Source organism: Mycobacterium syngnathidarum, from assembly GCF_001942625.1.
GTDB lineage: Bacteria > Actinomycetota > Actinomycetes > Mycobacteriales > Mycobacteriaceae > Mycobacterium > Mycobacterium syngnathidarum.
Genome location: NZ_MLCL01000061.1, coordinates 23,962 through 37,996 on the forward strand (window position 1 = coordinate 23,962; position 14,035 = coordinate 37,996).

Annotated in this window: 17 protein-coding genes; 4 read left to right on the top strand and 13 right to left on the bottom strand. The window is 67.2% G+C overall.

What is annotated here, in order from left to right; translation table 11 throughout:
* The 7 genes from BKG60_RS15125 to BKG60_RS15155 all read right to left on the bottom strand — a co-directional run bounded on the left by BKG60_RS15125 (window position 1) and on the right by BKG60_RS15155 (window position 5,917).
* On the bottom strand, window positions 1-888 hold the full coding sequence (locus BKG60_RS15125) for a MaoC/PaaZ C-terminal domain-containing protein (protein WP_075909737.1): 888 nt from the start codon (window positions 886-888) through the stop codon (window positions 1-3).
* Window positions 885-1,325 (bottom strand): type II toxin-antitoxin system Rv0910 family toxin, encoded by a 441-nt coding sequence (locus BKG60_RS15130; RefSeq protein ID WP_075909738.1) that lies wholly within the window; start codon window positions 1,323-1,325, stop codon window positions 885-887. Before BKG60_RS15130 ends, BKG60_RS15125 begins: the two co-directional genes overlap by 4 nt.
* Before the next feature lie 26 nt (window positions 1,326-1,351).
* Entirely contained in the window at window positions 1,352-2,557 is a 1,206-nt protein-coding gene (locus BKG60_RS15135) for a lipid-transfer protein (protein WP_075909739.1), read from the bottom strand.
* Between the two features lie 122 nt (window positions 2,558-2,679).
* The gene (locus BKG60_RS15140) at window positions 2,680-3,321 is read right to left on the bottom strand and encodes a TetR/AcrR family transcriptional regulator (protein WP_070188010.1); all 642 of its coding nucleotides are present in this window, start codon (window positions 3,319-3,321) and stop codon (window positions 2,680-2,682) included.
* Window positions 3,322-3,405: 84 nt separating this feature from the next.
* Window positions 3,406-4,293, bottom strand: coding sequence for a tRNA pseudouridine(55) synthase TruB (gene truB, locus BKG60_RS15145; protein WP_207553883.1), 888 nt, complete (start codon window positions 4,291-4,293; stop codon window positions 3,406-3,408).
* Window positions 4,290-4,964, bottom strand: coding sequence for a 4'-phosphopantetheinyl transferase PptT (pptT, locus tag BKG60_RS15150; protein ID WP_070188009.1), 675 nt, complete (start codon window positions 4,962-4,964; stop codon window positions 4,290-4,292). The genes truB and pptT overlap by 4 nt, the downstream gene beginning before the upstream one ends.
* Window positions 4,961-5,917, bottom strand: a complete 957-nt coding sequence (locus BKG60_RS15155; protein WP_070188008.1) for a metallophosphoesterase family protein — start codon at window positions 5,915-5,917, stop codon at window positions 4,961-4,963. Before BKG60_RS15155 ends, pptT begins: the two co-directional genes overlap by 4 nt.
* A 164-nt stretch (window positions 5,918-6,081) precedes the next feature.
* On the opposite strand from BKG60_RS15155, the gene BKG60_RS15160 reads away from it, so the two are divergent.
* Together BKG60_RS15160 and BKG60_RS15165 are read left to right on the top strand one after the other, a co-directional pair.
* Window positions 6,082-6,675, top strand: a complete 594-nt coding sequence (locus BKG60_RS15160; RefSeq protein WP_070944072.1) for a DUF3558 domain-containing protein — start codon at window positions 6,082-6,084, stop codon at window positions 6,673-6,675.
* Window positions 6,676-6,726: 51 nt separating this feature from the next.
* The gene (locus BKG60_RS15165) at window positions 6,727-8,370 is read left to right on the top strand and encodes a CocE/NonD family hydrolase (protein ID WP_075909740.1); all 1,644 of its coding nucleotides are present in this window, start codon (window positions 6,727-6,729) and stop codon (window positions 8,368-8,370) included.
* Here BKG60_RS15165 and BKG60_RS15170 read toward each other — a convergent pair.
* A complete protein-coding gene (locus BKG60_RS15170) occupies window positions 8,359-8,922 on the bottom strand; it encodes a DUF1802 family protein (protein ID WP_075909741.1) in 564 nt (187 codons plus the stop codon). The genes BKG60_RS15165 and BKG60_RS15170 overlap by 12 nt on opposite strands.
* Window positions 8,919-9,185, bottom strand: coding sequence for a DUF2277 domain-containing protein (locus BKG60_RS15175; RefSeq protein WP_070188045.1), 267 nt, complete (start codon window positions 9,183-9,185; stop codon window positions 8,919-8,921). The genes BKG60_RS15170 and BKG60_RS15175 overlap by 4 nt, the downstream gene beginning before the upstream one ends.
* A gap of 22 nt (window positions 9,186-9,207) precedes the next feature.
* On the opposite strand from BKG60_RS15175, the gene BKG60_RS15180 reads away from it, so the two are divergent.
* Entirely contained in the window at window positions 9,208-9,963 is a 756-nt protein-coding gene (locus BKG60_RS15180; RefSeq protein ID WP_070188004.1) for an enoyl-CoA hydratase, read from the top strand.
* 69 nt (window positions 9,964-10,032) lie between these two features.
* Here the strand turns inward: BKG60_RS15180 and BKG60_RS15185 are convergent, their stop codons facing one another.
* Window positions 10,033-10,500 (bottom strand): MerR family transcriptional regulator, encoded by a 468-nt coding sequence (locus BKG60_RS15185; protein WP_070188003.1) that lies wholly within the window; start codon window positions 10,498-10,500, stop codon window positions 10,033-10,035.
* A gap of 45 nt (window positions 10,501-10,545) precedes the next feature.
* On the opposite strand from BKG60_RS15185, the gene BKG60_RS15190 reads away from it, so the two are divergent.
* Window positions 10,546-11,157 (top strand): class I SAM-dependent methyltransferase, encoded by a 612-nt coding sequence (locus tag BKG60_RS15190; protein WP_070944076.1) that lies wholly within the window; start codon window positions 10,546-10,548, stop codon window positions 11,155-11,157.
* 1 nt (window position 11,158) lies between these two features.
* Here the strand turns inward: BKG60_RS15190 and BKG60_RS15195 are convergent, their stop codons facing one another.
* The 3 genes from BKG60_RS15195 to rbfA are packed head-to-tail and all read right to left on the bottom strand — an operon-like array spanning window position 11,159 to window position 14,023.
* Window positions 11,159-12,493, bottom strand: a complete 1,335-nt coding sequence (locus tag BKG60_RS15195) for an MATE family efflux transporter (RefSeq protein ID WP_070188001.1) — start codon at window positions 12,491-12,493, stop codon at window positions 11,159-11,161.
* A 29-nt stretch (window positions 12,494-12,522) separates the two neighbouring features.
* Complete coding sequence (locus BKG60_RS15200; RefSeq protein WP_075909769.1) at window positions 12,523-13,527, bottom strand: DHH family phosphoesterase; 1,005 nt, start codon at window positions 13,525-13,527, stop codon at window positions 12,523-12,525.
* Complete coding sequence (rbfA, locus tag BKG60_RS15205; RefSeq protein WP_070188000.1) at window positions 13,520-14,023, bottom strand: 30S ribosome-binding factor RbfA; 504 nt, start codon at window positions 14,021-14,023, stop codon at window positions 13,520-13,522. The genes BKG60_RS15200 and rbfA overlap by 8 nt, the downstream gene beginning before the upstream one ends.
* Window positions 14,024-14,035: the final 12 nt, after the last annotated feature.

Sequence of the window (14,035 nt, forward strand, 5' to 3'; positions counted from 1 at the left end):
CTATGCCTCCTCGGCTATTTCGGCCAGGCCGTCGGTGATGACGAAATCGGAACCCCTGGCGGTTTCGAATGCGTATGTCGTGACCCCGTCGGACGACCCCTTCCGCCAGATGCGGGTCTCGAGGTCGTCGCCAGGGAGCACCATCTTGGAGAACCGCACCGCAAACCGCTTGAGCCGGTTCACATCCGATCCCGCGACTTCTGTGAGCACGGCCCACGACGTGAACGCCATGGTGCACAGGCCATGCGCGATGATGCCGGGCAGGCCCGCGTCGCGCGCCACCTCCTCGTCGAGGTGAATGGGCATCGGGTCGCCCGAAGCCGGGCTGTACCGGAATGTCTGGTCGTCGTCGACGTGCTGGACGACGGTCGCCACCGGGGCGCCGGCCCGCAAAGCCTCGTCGAAGCGGTGGGTCGGGCTCAACTCCCCCATCGTCTTGCCGGCATCGAAGCCCCGCACGAATGTGGTGACGTACTGCTCGTTGACCAGTTCGCCTTCCTCGGTGCGACATTCGAGGTAGATCGCGGCCCGGGTACCGTTCTCCAGCCCCTCGTACCCGATCATCTTGCCGCGGGACACCAGCTTGTCGCCGGGCCGGATCGGCCGGTGGAAGTGGAAGTCCTGTTCGCCGTGCACCACCCTTGGGATGAGTTCGACGGGTAGTACGTCGACGGCAGGAACCAGCAGCGCCTCGAACACTGGCACGATGGCGAACACCGGTGGGGCGATGTCACCGGATCGGTGCGCCGGAATGGGATCGTTGGTGGCCGCGGCGTATTCGGCGAGCCTCTCCCGGGTGACCTCGAACCGTTCCTCCTCGGTCCAGGTATTCAGCCCGGAGTCGTCGAAGACCAGTTCTTCGTCCGTGGTGCTGTTCGCCGCGGTCATGCCGCCGCCGAGGCCAGCGCGTCGAGTGCGTCCAGGCTCTTGTCGAGCTGCTTGACCCCGTCCTTCTCCACGGCCTTGGCCAGCGCTCCCTTGACCAGGGCCCCTTCGAAATCGCCGGTGACAGTGAACCGGGATCCAGTGGCTATCGGCTCGATCGTGAACGCGAACTTCGCCTTTACACCGGCCATCCCGGTGCCCGACAGCACCAGGCTGTTGGGCGCATCGACCGATTCGATGGTCCACTCGATCTTGTTCGCCATTCCGAGCATGACGATCTTGGCTGTGAGCCGGGCACCCTCGGTCAGCGTGGCCGGCGGCTCCTCCAACCACTTGTCGTGCACGGTGAACCACTTGTCCCACGTCTGTGGGTCCGACACGGTCGCCCACAGCGCATCAGGGCCGGCCGTCAGGTCGCGGGTTGCTTCGATATGTCCCATTGTCGATACTCCTTCGGTTTGGTTGGTTAACGGTCAGCCCGCTGGTAGGCGGTCACCACGGCGGCCCCGCCCAGGCCGATGTTGTGCTGCAGTGCGGCAGTGACGTTTTCCACCTGACGCTTGTCGGCGGAGCCGCGCAGCTGCCAGGTCAGCTCGGCGCACTGGGCCAGGCCGGTGGCACCGAGCGGATGCCCCTTGGAGATCAGTCCGCCGGACGGATTGACCACCCATCGACCGCCATAAGTGGTGTCGCCGTTGTCGATCAACTTTGGTGCCTCACCCTCGCCGCACAATCCCAGGGCCTCATAGAGCAACAGTTCGTTGGCACTGAAGCAGTCGTGCAGCTCGACCACCTGAAAATCGTCCGGCCCAAGCCCGGACTGGTCGTAAACCTGCCGGGCCGCAGCGACATTCATGTGGTAGCCGATCAACGCTTTGCAGCTGTCGTCGAAGCTGTTCTCGAAGTCGGTGGTCATCGCCTGCCCGACGATCTCCACAGCTTGGCCGGCCAGCCCATGCTTATCGACGAAATCCTCGCTGGCCAGGATCGCCGCTCCGGAACCGTCCGAGGTCGGTGAGCACTGCAGCTTGGTCAACGGGTCGTAGATCATCCGCGAACCCAGGATGTCGTCCATGGTGTATTCGTCCTGGAACTGCGCGTACGGGTTGTTCACCGAGTGCTTGTGGTTCTTGTGGCCGATCTTGGCGAAATGTTCGGCGGTGGAGCCGAATTGCTTCATGTGCTCCCGGCCGGCCGCGCCGAACATCCACGGGGCGGGCGGAAACAGCACTTCGGAGATCTCGGCGAGCGCGAGGAAGTGCTTGGCCATCGGCTGTTCGCGATCGTCATATGTCGACCCGAGGGAACCGGGCTGCATCTTCTCGAAGCCCAGCGCCAGCGCGCACTCAGCCATGCCGCTGCGCACCGCGCGGGCAGCCAGGTACAGCGCGGTGGAACCGGTCGAACAGTTGTTGTTCACGTTGACGATCGGCAGGCCCGTCATCCCGAGCTCATAGACGGCGCGCTGCCCCGAGGTGGACTCGCCGTAGACGTAACCGACGTAGGCCTCTTGAACCTCGTGGTAGTCAATCCCCGCGTCCGCCAACGCCTTCGAGCCAGACTCGCGCGCCATGTCCGGGTAGTCCCACGCCGACCCGTCGTCGTTGACGCGGTGACCGGGCTTCTCGAACTTCGTCATTCCGACACCGATCACATACACCTTGTTGGGCATCAAACCCTCTCTTTCTGTGCGGTGCCAGAAACATACCAACTGGTTTGTATCTTTACAAGAGGCTCGAATCGGCCCATCTCATGGCGACGAATTACCGGTAAACGGCCCCGGCGCGGCCCTGCCTACGACGAGATTTCAGCAGTCAAGGTGTCGGAGAGCATGCGGCGCAGGTGCACACACACCCGGTCCCACCGCTTTCTTGTCCGCTTGGGATCGCGGTCGGCGAAACTCGACAACAGGATCCCCCGCAGGGCATCCATCGCGGTGTACGCCAGGTCACGCAGTTCTTTCTGCGCAGCCCGATCCGGAACCAATTGCGCAAGCGCACCGACCAAGGCACCGGTGACGATCGGTTCGACGCGCTCGATCTGCGCGGCCAGCACCTCGTCGGTCCGTGCGGCCACCCAGAGTTCCAGCGTCGCAACGAATACCGGTCCTTGGTGGGACTCCCACAAGTAGTCGAGCACCATCGAGGCGGCATCGGGACTCGCCGCCACCCGGCCCAGATCGCGAACCGCGGCTTGGGCGCGCTGCTCGGCCAGATGTTCGATGGCCGCCACCACGAGGTCTTCCTTGGATCGGAAGTGGTGCACCTGGGCGCCTCGGGTGACACCGGCGACCTCGGCGACCCGCTGCGTGGTGGTGCCGGCGTATCCGTAGGTGACCAGGCACTCGACGGTGGCATCCAGCAGCCGGGTGCGCATCGCCGCGCTCCGTTCGGCCTGCGTGCGTCGCCCGCCGCGATTACCGACCACTTCCGACATCGACCGAATCCTAGTCGACCGCGGCAGCCACTCGGGCGTTGTTCACATACCAACTTGATTGCATGTTATTCACCCCGGGTGGACCTACAACGTCGCGGGCCGCAACACCACGACACCCTTGGTGCGCTTGGGCCCGTCTTCGAGCAATGCGATGACCCGCCCGTCGGGCGCGGTGGCCGCATAGACCCCGTCGATACCGGCCGGCGTCAGGGCGCGCCCGTGCCGGGTGTCCTCGGTTTCCGCCTCGGTCAGGTCCCGGCGCGGAAACCCGACCAGGCAGGCCTCGTCGAGTGAATAGCTCAGCCGGGCCTGCTCGGCGAGGTCGTCCAACGTGCGGGCCTCGTCCAGCCCATAACGACCCACCCTGGTGCGGCGCAGCGCCGTCAGGTGGCCGCCCACACCGAGCGCGACACCCACGTCGCGAGCCAGCGCCCGGATATAGGTACCCGACGAGCAGTCCACCTCGACGTCCACATCGACGAAATCGTCGACCCGCCGGGATGCGAGCACCTCGAACCGGTCGATCCGCACAGGCCGGGCAGCCAACTCGACTGTCTGTCCTTCGCGGGCCAACTTGTAAGCGCGCTGACCGCCGACCTTGATCGCACTCACCGCCGACGGCACCTGCTCGATGTCGCCCCGTAATGCCGCGACCGCGGACCCGATCTGCTCATCCGTCACGTGCGCGGCCGAAACCTCCTGCAGCACTTCACCTTCGGCATCTTCGGTGGTGGTGGTCTGTCCGAGTCGGATGGTCGCGGAATAGGACTTGTCGGTGGCGGTGAGAAGGCCGAGGATCTTGGTGGCGCGTTCGATGCCGACCACCAGCACCCCGGTCGCCATCGGGTCGAGGGTGCCGGCGTGGCCGACCTTGCGGGTGCCGAACAACCGACGGCAGCGCCCCACCACGTCGTGGCTGGTCATCCCGGCCGGCTTGTCGACGATCACCAAGCCCGGATCTGGGCCGCTCACAGCACGATCGCCGTCAGCGTCACGCCGTTGCGCACCGACCAGCGGCCGTCCAGAGCGGTCAGCGGCGGCCCGTGTTCGGCGGCGGGGTCGATGAGGACCTGGGACCGGAATGTTCCGGCCGTGCCCGTCCCGTCCACCCCGAACGTGATGTGGGCATCCTCGAACCCGAGCCATCGGTGCGTCAGCGGATACCAGGCCTTGTACGTGGCCTCCTTGGCACAGAACAGGATTCGATCCCAGTGCAGACCGTTGGGCAGCCCGCTGATCTCCGAGCGCTCCAACGGCAGCGAGATGGCACCCAGAACTCCGTCCGGCAGCACGTCATGCGGTTCGGCATCGATGCCGACCGACCGCACGCCACCGACGCGGCCCACCACCGCACCCCGGAAGCCCTGGCAGTGGGTCAGGCTGCCGACGATGCCCTCAGGCCAGCATGGTTCGCCCTTGTCCCCCTTGAGGATCGGTACCGGGCCTACGCCCAGCTCACCCAATGCCCGGCGGGCGCAGTACCGCACCGTGGTGAATTCGTTGCGCCGCTTGGCCACCGCGCGAGACACCAGCGCCGCCTCCTCGGGCAGCGCCGGCAAGCCGGGCGGGTCGTCATACATCTCGGCCGCGGCGAGCGTATCCGGCATCGCGGGCAGCACCTGTCCCAACAACGTGTCGCTCATGCGCGCCTGGCCTTGATCCGTTCCTGCATCTGCTGCGCGTGGGCGCGCATCTCGGCGGTGATCTGGAAATGCCCGCCGAACTCGTTGAGATAACCGGGCGCGTAATCGGGGTCGGGCAAGATCTGGCGCAACCAGCGGAAGGGCTTGCGGCGACGCCACTCGCGCGGATAGCCCACCGACACCTCTTCGAAGCGCACATCGTCGTACCAGGTGGTCCGCGGAATGTGCAGGTGACCGTACACCGAGCAGATGGCGTTGTAGCGGGTGTGCCAGTCCCTGGTGGCCGTCGTCCCGCACCACAGCGAGAACTCCGGGTAGAACATCGCATCGCAGGGCTCCCGCACCAGCGGGAAATGGTTGACCAGAACCGTGGGCGTCATCCAGTCCAGATCGTCGAGTCGCTTGCGGGTCGACTCCACCCGATCGCGGCACCACGCGTCGCGGGTCGCATACGGCTCGCTGGACAGCAGGAACTCGTCGGTGCCGACCACATTGCGCTCCCGGGCGATGGCCAGCCCCTCACCCTTGGTGGACGCCCCCTCGGGCAGGAAGGTGTAGTCGTAGAGCAGGAACATCGGCACGATTGTGGCCGGGCCGCCCTGTTCGGTCCACACCGGGAAAGGGTGCTCGGGGGTGATCACACCCATCTGATCGCACATGTCGACCAGATAGTCGTAGCGCGCCCGCCCGAAGATCTGCATCGGGTCTTTGTTGGTCGTCCACAGTTCGTGGTTGCCCGGAACCCAGATGACTTTGGCGAACCGCTTGCGCAGCAGGTCAAGGGCCCACCGGATCTCGTCGGTACGCTCTCCGACATCGCCGGCGACGATCAGCCAATCCTCGGGCGAGGCCGGGTACAACGACTCGGTGACCGGCTTGTTCCCGTTGTGCCCGGTATGCAGATCGCTGATCGCCCACAGGATCGGCTGCCGGTCCCTCGACTCGTGATCCATCACCACAGTTGCATCACCACAACGGACCAGCCTAACCGGGCGGCGGCGCTGCGCGCCGTTGACAACTAGAACAGGTTCTCGTTTATGGTCGAGTCCGTTGCGACCGACCGCTACACTCCCCGCAAGCCGGGGAACGTTTTGCCACCAAACGATGAGGGGGTGTGATGGCCGCCAAGTTGCGACTCCTGTCGGCGTCGACAGGGCTGGTTGCGGCGCTGGTGTCGGCGGTGATCGTAGGGTGGCAGTCGAACCCGACCGGCGGTGCGAGCGGTCCGCTTCACCTCGATGTCACCGATCTGCCGATGACCAACGTCTCCACGACGATCAAGTGGCCGGTCATCGAGACCACCGACCCGTCGCCGTTCGACCCCTGCAACGACATCCCGTTCGACGTGGTCCAGCGGATCGGCCTGGCCGTCAGCCCACCGGAGCCCGAGGACAGCCTGCGGTGCCATTACGACGCCGGCAATTACCAGATGGCGGTCGAGGCTTTCGTGTGGCGCACCTACGAGCAGACCATCCCGCCCGACGCGGTCGAACTCGACATCGACGGGCACCGGGCCGCCCAGTACTGGATCATGAAGCCCACCGACTGGAACGACCGCTGGTGGACCACCTGCATGGTGGCGTTCAAGACCAGCTACGGCGTCATCCAGCAGTCGCTGTTCTACTCCCCCATCCATTCGCCGGACCGGCCCGACTGCCTGCAGACCAACCTGCAGCGGGCCCACGAGCTGGCGCCCTACTACAAGTTCTGAGATGCACCGCGGTATGAGCAGCACGGTGAGCGATCTACGTAGCCTGGTCGCGTGAGCACATTCCGCCGGTACGCCGGTAAGGCCGTCAGCAAGGTTCTGGGGCTACCGCCGCACGAGACCGACTTCACCGTGCGCCACGGGCTGCGGGTGCCGATGCGGGACGGCGTCGAACTCGTCGCCGACCACTACGCGCCCGTCACCGACCGTCCCGCAGGCACGCTGCTGGCGCGCGGACCCTACGGCCGTCGCTTCCCGTTCTCACCGGTGTTCGCTCAGGTCTACGCGGCCCGCGGCTATCACGTGGTGTTGCAGAGTGTGCGCGGCACCTTCGGCTCCGGCGGGCGGTTCACCCCGATGGTCCACGAAATGGCCGACGGCGCCGACACCGTGGCCTGGCTGCGGGACCAGCCGTGGTTCACCGGGTCGTTCGCCACGGTGGGGCTGTCGTACCTCGGTTTCACCCAATGGGCGCTGCTGGCCGATCCGCCGCCGGAGATGAAAGCGGCCGTGATCACCGTCGGCCCGCACGATTTCAGCGAATCAGCTTGGGGCACCGGATCCTTCACGCTCAACGATTTTCTGGGCTGGAGCGCGATGGTGGCCCGTCAAGAAGAGCCCGGTGTGGTCCAGGCGCTGGCCCGCCAACTGCGAGGACCGGCCGAACTGGCCAAGGCGACCGCCGGGTTGCCGATGGGCTCGGCCAGCCGCCGGCTGCTGGGCGCCGGTGCCCCGTGGTTCGAATCCTGGCTGGAACACCCCGAACGTGACGATCCGTTCTGGGATTTGCTGCGGTTCGATGAAGCACTGCAACACGTCGAGGTGCCCATCCTGTTGCTCAGCGGGTGGCAGGACCTTTTCCTGGGCCAGACGCTGGAGCAGTACGAGCAGCTGCACCGGCGCAACGTCCCGGTGGCATTGACCGTCGGTCCGTGGACGCATACGCAACTGTTGACCAAGGGACTCACCACCGTGGTCGGCGAGTCCCTGGACTGGCTGGGCACCCACCTGGCGGGCGACGGCCAAACCGACCGCAGCGCCGTCCGCATCCATGTCAACGGCCACGGCTGGGTGGATCTGGCCGACTGGCCGCCGGCCATGCCCGAGCATGAATTGTTCCTGCAGCCGGCGGGGCGCCTGGGTGACTCGGTGCCACCGGACACGTCACCGGGTTCCTCGTTCACCTATGACCCCGCCGACCCCACACCCACCGTCGGCGGCCGGCTGTTGGCCGCTACCGGCGGTTACCGCGACGACACTCGCCTGGCCCGGCGCAAGGATGTGCTGACCTTCACCGGTGACCCACTTGCCGCCGACCTCTACCTGGCGGGCAGCCCGGTCGTCGAGCTGGCGCACAGCTGCGACAACCCTTACCACGACATCTTCGTGCGGATCAGCGAGGTGGACATGAAAGGCCGGTCCCGCAACGTATCCGACGCATTCCGCCGGTTGAACGGTCACACCGGGCCGGTGCGCCTGGAGCTGGACGCGGTCGCACACCGCTTTCAGGCGGGGTCACGCATCAGGGTGATGATCGCCGGTGGCTCGCACCCGCGGTTCGCCCGCAATCTGGGTACCGCCCAGCCCCCGATCTCCGGCTCCGAGCTGGTTCGCGCCACCCATACCGTGTATCACGGCGAGGGTGGACTGTCGCGGGTCGTGCTGCCGGCCGGGCCGGTACCGCCGTCAGCCGACTGAGGTCCGCACCCGCTCGGCGACGTCACGCAACAATGCGTCGTCGTGCACCGGTGGGCCCCAATCCGCAGGCACGGGCAGCTCGACCCAGCTCTTACACCCGGCGAACTCGGGTGTGCGGGCCAGCCGAACCGGCGGGCGCAGCGGGCTGACCTGGACCACCAGCACGGTCAGGCGGTGCTTGGGACGGAAATCGAGCCGGTCGGCACGCACCGATTCAGCGGTCCAGATGTGCAGATCGGCGAGTTCATCGATCGACTCCGGGTGGTTGACCTCCACTGCGGCAACCACTTTCGCACCGGCTCGAATGGTCACCGCATCCTCGGTGCTGTCCTGGGCAGCGGCGTCGAGCAGATCGGCGTGTTCTGGCCGCACCCGTTCGGCATGGCTGTGCGCCACCGTCGGGAACAGAACGAACTCCGGCGCGGCCACCGAGAATCGTTTCTCGTGGATACCGCCCTTGCGCAACAGCACGCTCTGACGACCGTCCAGCAGCGCGTGCACGGCCGCGCTCCACTCTTTGAGGGCCGGGAGGGTAGCCAGGCTGTGGGTCACTTCGCAGCCAGCCGGGCCCGGACCTCCGGGCGGCGCAGTGGCGGGACGGTCTTGGGCGGCTGCCGGCGCGGGGCCAGCCCGTCGAGCAGCCGGGTGGTCGTGGCGGTGACCTCGGCGACGGCGGTCTCGAACGCCTCGATGTTGGCCCCGCTCGGGCGGGTGATGCCGCTCACCTTGCGTACGTATTGGCGGGCGGCGGCCTCGATCTCTTCGTCGGTGGCAGCGGGCTCAAGACCACGCAGCTCCGTGATATTGCGGCACATGACCCCACGATAGGTTGATCGCATGAGTGATGACGTACTGCTGATCGAGACCACCGACCGGGTCCGCACCCTGACCCTGAACCGGCCCGCGTCCCGCAACGCCCTGTCGTCGCGGCTGCGCACCGAGTTCTACCGGGCATTGCGCGACGCCCAGGCCGACGAGGGTGTCGATGTCGTCATCCTGACCGGCGCCGATCCGGTGTTCTGCGCGGGCCTGGATCTCAAAGAACTCGGCGACACCACCGAGCTGCCCGACATCTCCCCCAAGTGGCCGGCCATGACCAAGCCGGTGATCGGCGCGATCAACGGCGCCGCGGTCACAGGCGGTCTGGAACTGGCGCTGTACTGCGACGTCTTGATCGCCTCCGAGCAAGCCAAGTTCGCCGACACCCATGCGCGGGTCGGGCTGCTGCCGACCTGGGGCCTGAGCGTACGTCTGCCGCAGAAGGTCGGCGTGGGCATGGCCCGGCGGATGAGCCTGACCGGCGACTACCTCTCGGCCACCGAGGCGCTGCGCGCCGGATTGGTCACCGAGGTGGTCCCCCACGACGAGCTGCTGCCCACGGCTCGCAAGGTGGCCGCCTCGATCGTGGCCAACAACCAGGCTGCCGTACGGGCCCTGCTCGCCTCCTACCACCGCATCGACGAGTCGCAGACAAATGAAGGGCTGTGGATCGAAGCGGCCTCTGCGCGTGAGTGGATGGCGACGGCCAGCGGTGACGACATCGCGGCCAGCCGCAGCTCGGTCATCGAACGGGGACGCGCGCAGGTGCGCTGACCCGCTCTTTGTCACGCTGGGGTGGCAGTCGAGGTCGAGTGCCACCCCAGCGTGACAAGCGGGTCTTGTTCAGCCGGATTCCTCGGGGGCCCGCTGCTCGACGAGCCAGCCATTTCCGTTCTGATCGGCGGCGAGTTCCTCCACGCTCATTCCATCGACTAGCCGGTCCAGCGCCCCGATCATCGTTTCGCATTCGCGCGCCGGATGGTCTTTGGGGCAACGCAGCGCATGCATCAGAAACTGTTGTGCCCCTTGCGCTTGCGCGATCACCCGATCCAGTGCGGCGATCTGCTCCCGCACCGTCTCACGCCACTGCTCACTCGGTGCATCCAGCACCGCTGCCGCGGTGTCCAGTGGAAGACCCAACCGGTTCACGATCTTGAGCAGTGCCAGCCGGCGAAGCTCCTCGGGGCCGTACATCCGCTTGCCGGCCCGCCGCAACCGTGGCGACACCAGGCCACGTTCGTCGTAGTAACGCAACGCCGAGGGACTCATCTGCAACCGCGCCGCGGCCTCGCCGATCGGAATCACGTCCATGCCGCCATTTGACTTCAAGCCGCCTTGAACCGGCAAGGTCTACCTATGAACGCCGCACGTGCGATCAATCACCATGCCGACCACCCTGGGTTCGCGGGGGTCACCGGGGTGCTGTGCGCGGTGGCCTTCCTGCTGGTGGGTCGGGCAAAGGCCAGGATGGCCGCCGACGTCGCGCGGATCTCGCCCCAGGACCATGTGGTCGATGTGGGCTGCGGTCCCGGTACTGCCGCCCGCGTGGCTGCGCGACGTGGCGCGCGAGTCACGGGCGTGGACCCCGCCTCGGCAATGCTGCGCGTGGCGCGGCTGGTGACCCCGCGGCGCATGCCCATCACCTGGAGTGAGGGCTGTGCCGAAACCCTGCCGGTGGCCGACGGGTCGGCGACGGTGGTGTGGGCGCTGGCCACCGTGCATCACTGGCAGGACGTCGGTGCGGCGGTGGCCGAGGCCCGCCGCGTGCTGGCACCGGGTGGGCGATTGATCGCCATCGAACGCCAATCTCCCGACGACGCAACCGGATTGGCCAGCCACGGCTGGACACGGCAGCAGGCAGAGTCGTTCGCCGCGTTGTGCCGCGAGACCGGATTCGACGACGTTTCGGTGTCCGAGAGTGGCAGCGGCAAGGGGGCCGTCTGGGTGGTGTGCGGTACCCGCCGCTGATTCAGGCCGCCCCCGGCACCAGCCAGCGTCCGGAGAAGGCGCGCCGGCCGACGAAGATCAGCCGCAGCACCATGAATGTGCTCAGGCCCGACCAGATGCCGAACAGCCCCCAGCCGTAGATCAGTGACAGCCAGATCAGCGGGAGAAAGCCGATGAGTGCGCTGGCCAGCGTGGCGTTACGCATGAACTTCGCGTCGCCCGCGCCCAGCAGCACGCCGTCGAGTGCGAACACGATGCCGGCCACGGGCAATTGAGCCACCATGAACCACCACGGCACCCCGATGGCGGTCAACACCGACTCATCGTCGGTGAACACCGTCGGCAGCACGGACGAACCGACGGCGAACACCACGGCCAGCGCCACCCCGGCCAGGGTGGAGAACAGTGTCACCCGCCCGGCCACGCTCTTGGCATGTACGAGCTGGCCGGCCCCCAGCGCCGCACCCACCAGTGACTGCGCGGCGATGGCCAACGAATCAAGAACCAGCGCCAGGAAACTCCACACCTGTAGCACCACCTGGTGCGCCGCCACCGAGGCCGCACCGAATCGCGCGGCCACCGCGCCTGCGGACAGGAAACACGCCTGGAAAGCCAGGGAGCGCAGGAGCAGGTCCCGGCCCATGGTCAACTGTGCCCGCAGCACCGCGGGCCGCACCCGCAACGCTGCCTTCTCGATCACCAGGGCACGGAGAAACAACACCGCCGCCACCCACTGCCCCGCCAGGTTCGCCCACGCTGAGCCCGCCAACTCCAGCCGGGGCAGACCTAGCCAGCCGTACACCAGCAGCGGGCACAGCACCGCCGACACCGCGAACCCGAACACCACATAGCGCAGCGGTCGGACGGTGTCCTGCACCCCGCGCATCCAGCCGTTGCCGGCCAGCGAGACCAGGATCGCCGGGGCGGCCAGGATTGCGATCCGCAGCCAGGGCAGTGCGGCGCCGGCGATATCGGAACGGCCGGCGATCGCCGCGAGCAGCGGCACCGCCGCGGCTTGCACCACCACGATGATCAGCAGTCCGAGCCCGAGGGCGAGCCAGGTGGCCTGAACGCCTTCACCGACCGCTGACTCGCGGTCACCTGCCCCGTACATCCGGGCCGAGCGTGACGTGGTGCCGTAGGACAGGAACGTGCCCTGCGAGTTGACCAGGCCCAAGATCAGACCACCGATGGCCAGCCCGGCCAGGGCGAGTGCACCGAGACGCCCGACGACGGCGATGTCGAAGAGCAGATAGACGGGCTCGGCCGCCAGGACCCCGAGCGCCGGGAGCGCCAGACCGGCGATGCGACGGGTGGTGGCCGGCGCGACGGGGATGTCGCCTTCCGGCTCAACCATGTCGGCTACGCAAGGCGCCCCTGACGCAGTCAGGCAAGAGCCGCCGCCAGCGCCTGAACGACGTTATCGGCCGGGCCCGCCGCCGAATACCCGGCCGCGTGCGGGTGGCCACCGCCCCCGAACGAGCTGGCGACAGCGGCGAGGTTCAGCGACTTCGCCCGCATCGAAACCGACCAATGTTGCGGCTCGATCTCTTTGAACACCGCGGCGACCTCGGCCTGTTGCGTGGTACGCACGATGTCGACGATGCTCTCCACTTCCTCCGGCCTGGCGGTGGACCACTCGTCATGCGGCACAACGGCATACACGAGCCCGCGGCCGCCGACCGCCTCCGGCAACAGGCGCGCCGACGCCAGCACCCGGGACAGCATCGGTAGCCACGCAAACGGGTGGGTGTCGAGCAGTGCGCGGCTGATCGAGGCGTTGTCAACCCCGAGCTCGACCAACCGGGCCGCCAGCCGGTGCGCCCGGGCGGTGGCCCAGCGGAACGAGCCGGTGTCGGTGGTCAGCCCGGCATACAGGCAGTGCGCCACCCGTTTGTCTATGGGCTTGTCCCAGGCGTCGAGAAGCTCGGCCACCAGCATCGTGGTGGAGTCCGCCGTCGGATCCACGTAGTTGGCGGTACCGAACAGCTGGTTGGACGCGTGATGGTCGATGACCAGTACCTCGCGACCCTCGCCGGCCAGTCCGGCCAGCGCGCCGAGTCGATTGACACCCGGAATATCCACCGTGACAACGAGATCCGCGTCATCCCGGATGGCGTTGGGAGCGACCATCAGATGCCCGCCCGGCAGGGTCTGCAAGGACTCGGGCAGCTGGTCGGGGGCCGCGAAGGCGACCTCGACCTGTTTACCCGCGTCGTCGAGCACCTGCGCCAGCGCCAGGCCGGCGCCGATGGTGTCGGCGTCGGGATAGACGTGGCACACGACGCTGATGCTCGCCGCATCAGAGAGGAGGCCGGCTGCCGCACGCGCGTCGACACGCAGACCGGAAGGGCGCCCATTGGGAGCCCCCGAATGAGCCGTATCAGTCATCCGTTCGATCGCGGTCACCGGCATCCTCTGTGTCTGCCCCGTCGGCAAGGGAGTCCATGCTCTCCGCCCCGCTCACACGGTACGGGTCTTCGTCGCCGGCGTGCTTGGCGCCCTCCCGAACCCTCGCCAGATCCTCGTCGGCGGCCCGTGCCCGGGCCAGCAGCTCCTCCATCCGGTGTGCCGCGTCGGGCACGGTGTCGCGGACGAACGCCAGGGTCGGGGTGAATCGCACCCCGGTCCCGGCGCCCACCTTGGACCGCAACACGCCCTTGGCCTTCTCCAGCGCCGCCGCCGCACCGGCATAGTCCGGTTCGTCTTCGAGCGACGACCCCATCACCGTGTAGTACAGCGTGGCATCGTGCAGATCACCCGACACCTTCGCATCGGTGATGGTGACCCCCGCCAGGCGGGGATCCTTGATCTCATACTCGATCGCCGAGGCGACGATGGTGGAGATCCGCTTGGCGAGCCTCTTCGCACGTGCTGGATCAGCCATTTGTATCGCCGT